This is a genomic window from Proteus faecis, assembly GCF_003144395.1.
Taxonomy (GTDB): domain Bacteria; phylum Pseudomonadota; class Gammaproteobacteria; order Enterobacterales; family Enterobacteriaceae; genus Proteus; species Proteus faecis.
On the sequence record NZ_PENZ01000032.1, the window covers coordinates 35271 to 47855 of the forward strand.

Here is a 12585-nt window from a genome sequence, read left to right on the forward strand (position 1 = left end):
GTTAAAATCAACTTATTATGACAAAATATAATTATAGCTCCTAATTATTATAAAATAACTTATATTTTACTTATAGGTAAAGGAATATTATTATGAATAAGCATGAAACAACGATTTTAAATATTAATATTGATAATCTTTCTAAAAGAATAGAAAAATATATTAAAACTAATATACCAGATAAGTTAATAAATTATCATGACATTAGAAATTTACTATTAAGAAAATATTTGATTCTTACTACTTATAAGAATGAATATATTGCAAAAGAATATTTATTTAAAATAGAAGAATCTTTTTCTATTTATGATAGAAATAAAGAAACAAGAAAAATGATATCTATTAAGAATAAAATAGATAAAAATATAGAATCTTTTATTAAAGATATACAAACACAGCAAATAGTTAATAAGGTGACGACGAACAAAAAAACATTAGAAACATTTTTTACAAGCAACAAATATAGTATTTATGATCTTAATTTTTCAGGGGCGAGATTTTATATTTATATTGATAATGAAAAGAATAAATATGAAATTATCAGTTTTAATAGAAAGAAGCGTTCATTTAATAATAGAAAACTTTTGTTAAATTATTTATTTGACAATATAACTCATTTAGATGGAAGTATACAAGTTAATATAAATGTATATAAGAGAAAAGAATTTACTCAATTGGCCAGAAATATAGAAAAATGGGATATAGATGAAAAGTTTTTAAGTAAACAAATTATTAATAATATAAAGTTAAATGAGATTGTGAAGATTAATGAAAACCTCTCTATAAAATTAGTTGAATCATACAATTATAAACAGATTTTTATAGTAAAAAATGATAAAGCTAATACTGAAACACTCGTTCATATCTACACAGATAATATTGAGAAAGCGACTTCTATCATTTCTGAAAATAATTATAAAATTAAAAATAAATCTGAAGTATTACTGTATCAGAAAAATAATAAATGGATCGTTGAGAAAAAAAATAAAAGTGGTGTCATATTTGCACAAGGAAAAGATTTTATTTCACCATTAAAAAATATGCTAGAACGAATAAATGTAGCGGCGAGTAGTTATACTGGTCAATTGCTAGAAGATGTGATGGGTGGGTTTTGTTATGGATTGAGCTTAAGGTATTTAATAGAAGTTAGAAATGCTGGTGTAGAGAGTGCTGAAAATTACCTAAAGTGGTTAAAAAAATCTGCCGAATTATATAAAAATAAGCCTAGTTCAGATAAAGTAGGTGGCTTCTATGAAGTATTACAAAGAAATATATATGAATATAATTTAATGCAATTAACAGAAGAAACGAAGAATATTATTATTGCACATAATTATCAGCAAGAAAGAATTAAAGGACAAAAATATTTATATAATGATTTAAATGGTGAAGTTCCTTACTCTAGTGTACTGAGCGATGTCGGATTATCACCAATTAATAAAGAAAGAACTCTTTTAAGCGAAGAAGTATTTTTCAAAAAAATAGATGGGTTACTTACTGGAAATGATAATAGATATATATTTATCGAATATAAACAACATCAAACAGCAATTACTTATAAAAAATACTCGGATGGAAATTACAAAGTTACTTTTTTTGAACCTCGATTCGGTATTTTTGAGTTTGATAATATCGAAGATTTGAAAAAGATAATTAAAGAAAAGCAAAAGATCTATGGGCTTTATGAACAAGGGAACATATCATGTTATGGTTTTGATGAATTTGTAGAAGTGAGTAGTAAAAAATATAATCCATTGTTTAGTAATGAAAAATCATCTAAAAGTAGAGAGGTGTTTAGAAATAAAGGTATTGCAGAAAAGCTAAAAACAATCGATTTTTCATTGGAATTTTCTAAAGATAGCATAGGGAGAGTAATGCATTATGATGAAAATGGGATATTAATAGTACAAATAAAGCACAATAATAAATTAATAGAAATAAGTGTTGTAGAACCGATTGTTGAAGATGGACTCTTTTTAATAAAAGAAAATATAAATAAAATAATTGAGCATCAAAATGCCAGCAAGATTATTTTAAAGAAAACAAATAATAATATAGCCATTACACCGATAGAGTTTAACCCTGTGCGGGCAGATAAAAGGCTGGTTGGTTATATTGAGTTTAATCGCAATGATTATATTCGTATCATTGGTAATTCTTCATCAAATTTTAAAGATATAATTAAACTTGATTTTGAAAAAATAAAAAATTTAATAAATAAATTAGATTCTAATATCTATTTTGAAAAATTAAAGTCTAGCTTAGAATTGCTTAATGCAATATCGATATTCACAAATCAATATAAAGATAATCTGGTAAATAATAAATTAATAGAAATAAAGAGCGATGTAGAGAACCGCCTTTTTTCTGGCGGGCTGCAAAGTGAAAAAAATAAAATAATTGCTATAGCTGAAAAAAATAGCATTATTGCTACTAAGCTCTATCAAGTCATGGTAAATGGTGTTAATAATGGCAATATTAACGACAGTAAATTTGTTTACGATAGAATAATAACGCATAAGTATTTAATTGAGAAAATAAGCAGGCCACAAGGTGTAGCAAATTACGATTATACAATAGTGTTTGATAATCATAATCATAACTTAAAAGAAATAATAAATGATATAGATATTAATCAACTAAAAAATAGGATTTATTTTGATGGTGATAATCAATTAAACTTAAGAATAAATTATAATGAATTGACTTTATTTAATAATAATAAAGGCGTTAAAGCATTATTGTCAATTATAGATAAAGAGATTGATAAACATAGAGACGGACATTCAAAATCTAATCAAGAGATATTTTCTGAGAAATTTATTAATAATGATTATGTAAATAGAATATTACAATTAGAATTCGATGCACTGAGTAATTTCGTTTCGACTACAGAAAGTCAAGTACTTACCAATAATGATGAATATCCTTGTTTTGATAATACTATTTCAGAAAGTACAATTAAAAGAATAGTTATAGATAATATAAAAAAAACAGGTGTAGGATTTATTTTATTTGAAAATAATAAAAAAAATATAGAGTTTATTTTAGATAACCCAACAATAATAATGAACAATGTTAAGAAAATAATTATAGACTTAATACCGAAAATCTATCAAGTGGATTTAAATAATTATCTTCAAGGAATAAAAAACAATACTCGAATTTCAAATTTATTAAAAGATAATGATAATTTGAGGAAGTTAGTAGAAACCTGTGCTAAAAATAATATTTCTATTATTGCTACGGGTGAAAGTAGTATTAATGGAGTTCATAATGAATTTATTAGCAAAAACCTTTCTATTAAAAACTTCCATCATATAATTACAGAAAATACAATTATGGGCGAGGGGGTTCTAGTTATTGCAGATAAAGATAAACTTTATAATTTTAAAGATGGAATTATACATGTCGAGGGGCTGGCAAATAAATTAAACACACCTATTTATAATGTTGTTAATAAAGAGATTAGAAGATCACAAACTGATACTGTTTATACCAATACATCAACAAATCACAGAAATGATAGAAATGAAAATATAGATACTATAATTTCTGAATTGGACGTTGATGAACCAATAATTTGTGAAATAAAAAACAATAATAAAATTAAAGAATATTTTAGTAATGTTGTTTATTCCAATAAAATCTATAAAAAATTATCAATTTTATATCCGGAATTTAGACGCGATAAAAACTTTTTATTAGGCTACAAAGATGATATAAAAACGGTCATTTATAACTATTCTCAAGAAATGACAACTAAAGAAATTTTAGAATATATTGAATTAAATAAATATAGTCTTACAAAGAAACAACTAGGTGCAATAGTTAGAGAAATTGATCTAAGAACTTACCAATCAGGATTAAAAACCAAGCAGAATAAAAATTTTACTCGGCTGTTTGATAAAATTAATCAAAATAATGGTATAGATAAAAAAGCAATACACTCTTTTTTTCCTCAGCAACAAATTTTACTTAATTTAAAAGATGGAAGCGCAGGGCGTTGTGAAGCATTAACAATATTAATGTTAGTTGCAAAACATTTAGAGCATACAGGCGATATCGGAAGAGTTGAAAGCCTTATTAATAATTTAGTGCTGGCACAATCAGTTATAAATCATGATGTTTATGATGAATATAAATTTAAGCGTTCTAGTCAGGAACTTATTGCGAGTCTTAATGAATTAAGTGAAAATCATCATAGAATTTCAACTACGGTAGGCTTGAATGATAATAATAAACGCTCATTAGATTATGTTATTAATAAACTGACAAATAAAAAACTCAATTCAGATGGTTGCTATTTGCAATTATATACATCAAATCATGTTATTACTGCTTGGGCTAATTTAGATAAAAAAAATAATAACTTCGGTTTTTATGATCCTAATTTTGGATTGGTCGAATTTTCATCTAAAAAGAAATTCATATCTTATCTTAATGATTTTTTTAAATCGAAAGAGATAAATGCAGGTAAGATATACAGTTTAGAAAAAAATATTAAAAATAAATTTTTGTTTGATAAAGTCCTTGATGTTAATGTTAAAAGCCTTTCGAAAATAAAAATAAATAATAAATCACTAGATAATATAGTTGGTAGTAATATTATTAATTATCGAGGTGTTAATACTAATTTACATGAAAATATAGATTTTAGTTATCATGTTAAATATAAAGAATCGATAATTAACAGTAAAAAAGTAGAGGGTAGTTTATTAACAATTAATACCGCAGAGATAAACGGTTATTATTGTTTTGCTGATACAAAAATTGCTACAAGTCGAAAAGTTGTTTTACTTCTAACGGATGATAATGATTTAAATAGCCATTATTTAAATTTTTCTCAAGAATATCATAGAGCTGGTTACGATCTCTTTATTGTTGATGGTTCTACAGACGTTGATGCAGGTAAAAAAGCGTTTGAGTATTTGAAAGCAAGATATAACGCAGATACGGATTCAATTCTACTGCATGGGCATAACCGAAGTGGTGAACAAGTAATTGATTTATACCAATCATTAAATAAAAAAGGTTATTTTCCAGAAGGGATTGTCTTAAGCTCATCTAATAACGATCTAATATCAGTTGTTAATAAAATTGGTGAATTAAATTTTAAAGCGAATATTTATATTGCTTATGATCATCAAATTACAGATGAAAATAATCTCTTCATCAATAGAAATTTAAAATCGTTTGGTCATGAGGTTAAAGAATTTAGTTTTAGTCAACGAGAAGCATATAATCGTTTTTCCGATGCTAGATATCGCCAACAAGATCCAACCAGAAAGTTTTCTAGTTATCAATCAAGAAATCTGATTTTATTACCGATTGAAAAAGAGCCTGCTCCAGTTATTGGCATGCCGGATAATGATCAAAAAACATTCAGGAAAATTGCAAATAGTGAAAATGTGATTGTTGGTGTTAGACCAATAGATGTTCAATCAACGTCATTAATAAAATCTAAACAATACAGCAGTAAAGGGCTTTTAATTAAAGGAAAAAGTGCTGATTGGGGACCTATGGCAGGATTTATTCCTGTTGACCAATCTTTTGCTAAGTTATCCGCCAGAAATGATGTAACCAAATATAATCTAGCGATTCAGGGAGCTCTTGATAAAGGATATGCTATCAAGATACCACTCATACTTTCATCTGAGCGTATTAGAGAATTACATCACAATAATATTTTACAACTTCCTGAATTATTAACCGACACTATTCAGGTTACATGTAGTGTAGATAATCGTGACTATGATTTCTATCTATCTAAATCTAATCAGGATGGAGAAATTTTTTATACAGTTAATTATCATGATAATGAGAAATTAGTGCCTGTCCATGTATTAGGTGACCCAATATCCAAAAAACCAATGATTGCAGATTATGATTTGTTTACAGTGATGTATTCTTATAATGATCTCAGCGAAACGACAATGGTCAAAAAACCTGTATCTTGGGAAGAATGGAAAAGTAGTGTTGATTACGAAAAATTATCACCTACCTACCAAGAATATTATAATAATAAAGATCTCTATGACCGCTATGAGGGTGAACAGTTAGGTCTTATCAGTGCTCATGTTAAGAAAGTAAAAGATAAAATTAATACCTCTTTACAAAGAGGAAAAGAGATGATCCATCATGGCGCAGATGTTACTAATCATTTTTCAGTAATAACTGATAATTTTCCAGCAACCTTTTTCGTTCCAGATGAATTATTAAATAAAGTATTAAATAGTGATAATAATACTTTAAAAGATTTTTTCATTATCAATGAAAACAATACTATTATTATTCGTAATGTAAAAGAATTTTCAGATTTTCAGCAGTTAGTAATAAATAATGGATTTATATCACCTATAAATGAGAAATGGAATGAGGGTACAGGACAAGATTATTTTTCTAAAAGAAGAAAAAATTCTGAAAACTTTATAAATAATAGTGAAACACTAGATAAAATATTTTCAGTGAGCTATAAAAATAATTATCAATCATCATTGGATGATATTAATAATAAATATTTTAATCGTGTATTTGAGTTAATAAAAAATAATAATTTTGAAAATATTATTTATACAGGCTCAGAGCAAGTAGACAAAGAAATAGCATTATTAAAATCGGCTTACCAACATGCGGAGGCTATTAAAAATTATATGGATGGTGATGGTGTTTATAATAAACTGTCTATAAGCTTAAAAAAGAAAATCCATCATTATAAAAAAGATTTAGACTGGTTTAAAAGAGGAGGATATAAATTATTTGATTATATTATTTCTGATCAAAAAAACTATCTAAATCGTACAGATGCAACCCGACTAAATAATGTATTTAATATAATATTAGAATTACCTGAAATCAAAGGATCAATTTATAAATCTATTTATGTAGAAAATTTATCCAGTTATACAAAAAATATTGAAGCGGGATCAGTTATCACAACTAGCGGTGTTCTGAGGGCTAATAGAAATCCCCAAAAAATAAAGAAAAATGAAAGTAACGTCTTTATATCTATCGTAGGAACGCATAATGCTAGAACGCTGACCGGTATTAGTGATAGATTTACCGACCAAGTTATGGTTGCTCCAGGCAAACATTATCGTGTGATTTCACAAAAAAAAGAAAATAATAAACTCTATATCGTATTAGAAGCGACTGATATTTTAGTCAAAAGTGAACCCATATTTGATCTTTATAATGCAAATTTAAAAGGATTTGCTGTTGATACTCATAGAAGTACCGCTACTGAAACTTTGGAAACTGTAATTTCTGATAAACAGCTACTTGATACAGTCAATAAAATTAACAACGAATTTATAGACACTACCGTTGAGAGTAACTTTATTGATAAAATTATCAATAAGAAATTAACACCAGAATATGCTGAATATCGCTATGCTCAAGAGTTATCATCAATATTTGGAGCAGAAAAAGATTATATCAGTATGCTTAATGAAATTATTAATGATCCACTTTCAAACAAAAAATATAATCAATATGTAAATAATAAAATCAGTCGTGAAGAGTGGTTGGAAAGCTTTAGTCATCATTATTATTCAAATAATTCGTTAAATGAAAAAACTATCAATATAAAAATACTCGTTGAAGCTATTAATGATATGCCTAGCTGTATAAATCTATTATCTGATGCTTCAAAATCACTATTGATGGAATTTTTTTCTTGTGATTTTAACTCATTAAATGGAAAATTATTGCGAATAGTCTCTAACCAAGAGAGTTATGACGATTTTACTCATGCTATTGAAAGAATGAAATTTTATTTAACTCAAGAAACTAATTTTAAAGGGGACTCGATTCATGATATTTTTTATAAAGTATTACGAACTGAAAATGATAAGCAAAACTATAAAGATGTTATTTTAGCGTTAAAGAAAAAACTACTTCAATCACCACAAAATAAAAATAAATATCAAACATCTATTTTACGACTACCTTTTGAATATAATAATGAAATAACTTCTTTGTTAACACTTTTATATAGTGGATTAAATAAAGAAATGAGCCATGATACGTTAATGGAACATATTCATTTATTAGAGTTTTTATATAAAAAATCTTCTTCAAATCAATTGAATCAAGAGCAAGCAGAATACTTATCTGTTTTTAACTCATTGCTTAATGATATTTATAATAAAAAAGAAATGAGTGGCTATATGACCAGAATAATCGATGGAGGGCTTAATAATAAGATCACTCAATTACCTGTTGGTCATTATCTTTTAGAAATTGATGGCTTAAAAATTAATTTAAATATCGTTTCTACGGAAGATGATGGATTTATTTTTCATGTTTTTATTGCTGAGCTTGGTGATATCAGTATAACAGGTAATAATAAAAAACAAATAACTTCAGATTTGTTCAGTTTTCTACATCAAGTAGATAATGTGAAAAATAATATTACATTAGATAATTCAAGCGAAAAGCTTTTTTCAGGTACAATTTATCGTGTTGATGGTGATGGTATTATTCCCACTGAATTATTTAACAAAATGAATGTATTGAAAAATAACATTATTACAAATATCAATAAACAAAATTTTATTGAAATAAATGGTGTTAATATCAATAAAGATCTTTTGTCTCACCTAGGGTGTCAAATAGAAGGAAAATCTATTATAAGTGTCGATCTACATAAAACATCTGATTGGCAAAATAAATTAAGATTTGATGCTGATAAATTAAATGATTTCTTTTTGTCTGCTTCTGGTAGCGATGATGATAAACAAATAGTCTCTTTATTTCGAAAACTTTTAAAAAATAAAGAAAAGAATATTAAAAATATTCTTTCTGTAGATACTTCTCGTATCGATTATATGGCAGCAAAAGAAAGGTTAATTAAAATTATTGAACTGAATGATCGTGAGTTTGATTTTAATTATTGGCATGAACTACGAAATCCTTCTTTGAAAATTCCTCGTCATATGAGAATTATATCCAAAGTTGGTTATGCAAATATTGGTTTTGGTATATGGCAAACAATGCTTTCAACCATGAAAATGGTTGAATCTATTGAAAGTGGAAAATTAACCCCACTCGAACACAAAGAGATGGTAAAGAATTTAGCCATAATGTGGTCCGAAATGGCATACAATGGGCTTTCTGAAATTATTGAAATTGTTGTTGCAAAAGGAATGTTGAGATATAGGGCAAATCCAGCCGAATATGTAGGGAAAATAAGCACTCGCATAGGAATTGCGTTAAATATTCTTTCAGTGGGTTTTGATATTTATAATGCGTATGACAATTTTAGTCAGATCGCTTGTGAAACTGATACGAGAAAAAAAATTGACTATATTGTTAATGGCACGTTTGCCGTCGTTTCGGCATTAGTCACTATTGGTGTTTCAATCGCGATTTTAGCAGGTAGTACAGCCGCCGGACCGATCGGTATTGTGATTGGTGCCGCAATTACCACTTTTTTAGCTATCTATAATGCAGTAAGGGTAATTGAAGAAGCTAAAAAAAGAGTCAACTTTACTATCGGTGAAGAGATAGAGAATGGATTATCGGTTGTTTTCTTAGGTGATTTAACGCCATCTAAAAAAAATGAAATGACATTACTTGATACCAAAGATTATTTTCGTAATAGAACCGATGAGGTAAGTAAAAATTTTCATGAAAAATTAATTAAATCTAATCCAAGAAGTTATTATTTTTATACTAATGAAGAGTACCATTATCAAGAAAAATATTACTATAGTGTAAAAACTATCTTTTCTCAAGATCCCACTGGGATTATAAACAATGGTCCTATTTCAATTATTTCTAATCATTTAAGTAAACTCTATAAGAAAGAAGAGGCTGAAAATATAGCTTCTGAACATGATATACTGGTATCAGTTAAAACAAATTATAAATATTATGAACCTGAATATCCCATTCCAACAAATGAGAAAATTATCTTTGATTTGGATTTTTATGTTGATGAATTATATAAATATAATGTCGATTTAGAAACTAATGAATATTTAACATTAATAAGAAATACGAAAGATAATATTAATCTTGATAAACTAAATCCTGATTTAGGATTACTTAATGTTAATGAAGTACAGTCGACATATGATTATTTTGGTGATGGTGATGATGTTTTCTATTTTAATACAAATAACGGAAATGATATTATTTCAGCACCAAAAAATGCAATCAATACATTTGATATTTTTAATGGAGTAAAAAGATTAAGTGGTGGTAATAAGAATGATAACTTTAATCTCTTTGTTACCCATGCACCTGAGCATGCCAGTCGTTTTTATGGCCGGGAGGGGATCGATACTTTGCATATCGTTAATAAATCACCACTATACACAGGTTATAATATAAATTTACGTGATAATTATGTAAAGTTTTGTGGCTCTGAAAATCAGCCTACTACTACTAATAGTATTGGATTTAAACCTTCAAAACTTTATTATTTTGATGAAAAAAAAAGGGTGGCATCTCCCGTTATAATTAGTGATTCTATGCCTAATATTTCTCTTCAGACAGATAGAGTTATTGCTTATTTAGATAGTTTTGAAAATGTTATTGGTAGTGACAATGGTAACGATATATTGGTAGGAAATGACGAAGATAATTATATTGATGGTGTTTCAGGTCATGATCGCATATTAGGATTAAAAGGCAACGATATTATTAAATTATCAGAGGGAGTTGCTAATGGAGGCGAAGGTAACGATATTTATATTATTTCACGTTTAAATAATTCCTATAAAGATAAAAAAAACATATCAATTATAATTGATGAAGAGAATGGAAAAGATAAAGTAGAAAATGAATCAAATATAGTTGAGCAAAATATTATTAAATTAGAACATAATTTTAAAGATATAAAATCAATAAAACGAGTAGGGGTCGATATCGTTGTTATATTAGATAATGGATTTGTTGATAATAAAGATAAAATACAAACGCTTCTTCCTTTAACATCCGTTACTTTAAAGAATATATTTACAAATGATACTGGTTATGAGTTATTAAAAAATTATTGTTTTATTACTAATGATGGGTTTGTGTTAAATTTTAATAATAATGTGATGAATAAAAGTGATCCCTTATTTTATTTTAGTTATATGGAGTCCTATTCAAATCTTTATGATAAATATAAATATATATACATAAATAACGACGAACGAAAGTTTAATGTTCGTTCAGGCACTCTGGCTGTTAAGCATAATATATTGCCAGAATTAGAATACAGTGGGCTTTCTGACGGCAGTGCATTAGAACTCAGCATTGAAGGTGATAGTAACAATAATACTTATCTCGCAATTAATAATCATTCACGAATTAGGCTAACGGCAGGCGTTGATGTTTATCAATTAAAAACGTTTATAGCTCAAGACAAAGATGAATATGTTGAAGTGTTACCGAACAAAAATAATCTCGATGAGAATATTGATAATATCTCTACTTTTATTTTACCTGATGTAAGTGGTTATGAGCTTAAGTTTGAAAATGGTGCTATATCTCATCGCTATAACCCTGATGGGCATAGTCGGCTTGATATGAACGTATCTCAGTGGGGGCTAAGATCAATTTTGCGTTCTGGTATCAAAATACGAGTTATCGATAAATACGGTAAAATGTTTATTTTACCAGATAGAGACAGCAGTAATCAGCTATTAACACCTATTATGAAAGAAAAACTATCTATAACTCAATCTGATGATAGTATTATTATCCCTGAAGATATAGTCTTAAATAAAATTGTGATGGATGAATTTGATGTCTATTTATCCCCAGAATTACAAAAACAAGCCTTTTTATCTAATTTGCTTAAACATAAATCGATTCCAAATATTATGTTATTGCCTGTTATCGATCTGTTAGCGGGTAATGATATTGTGATTAATAAAAATCAAGGGTGTTCTGTTATTGTTGGCGGTAAGGGTAACGATACCCTCATTGTAGAAGGTGGACATCATATTTTATTTGCTAATGAAGGCAACGATAAACTTTTTGGTGGGAAAGGGAATGATGTTCTTATCTCAGATACAGGCAATGATTATTTAGACGGTGGTGAAGGTAACGATATCTATCTGATTAACAAACATCATGGTGAAATTACGATTGATGATAGTCAAGGGGATAATACTCTCTTTATTACAGGGTTGAATAAAGATGAAATGATGTCCTCTTCTCGTGATGATAATGATGAAGTTCTTTGTTCTCTGGATAATACTTTTATTGTAAGAATAAAAAATAAATATAAAGAACCGCGGGCTTCTTATCAGATTGAACAAAAAGAGCGTGTGCTAACTGACGAAGCATTAGTATCAATTATTCATGAGATGGCTCAGTTTAATCAAAACCAGCTCTCTTCTATGAAGGGAATGTTTTTACCTGAAGCCCAAGATTGGACACTATTGCCAATTATCACCCAGCATTTAACCTGAGCATTAACGATGACAAAACGGTAAATCGTCATTATTTGATGTATTAATTTTGAGCCCATACCGTAGCGTATGGGCCTAATTTTTAGTGCTTTTCTTTATTAAATCCTCATCCATAATTTATTCCATTATGGGGTAAATCAGACTAAAAAATCGAAAATTTATTATAATC

The 12585-nt window shown here is 27.5% G+C and carries 1 protein-coding gene; it reads left to right on the top strand.

Translation table 11 applies throughout. The features are described 5' to 3' along the window. Positions 1 to 92: 92 nt before the first annotated feature. Positions 93 to 12416, top strand: coding sequence for an anthrax toxin-like adenylyl cyclase domain-containing protein (locus tag DK858_RS08865; RefSeq protein ID WP_109397098.1), 12324 nt, complete (start codon positions 93 to 95; stop codon positions 12414 to 12416). Positions 12417 to 12585: the final 169 nt, after the last annotated feature.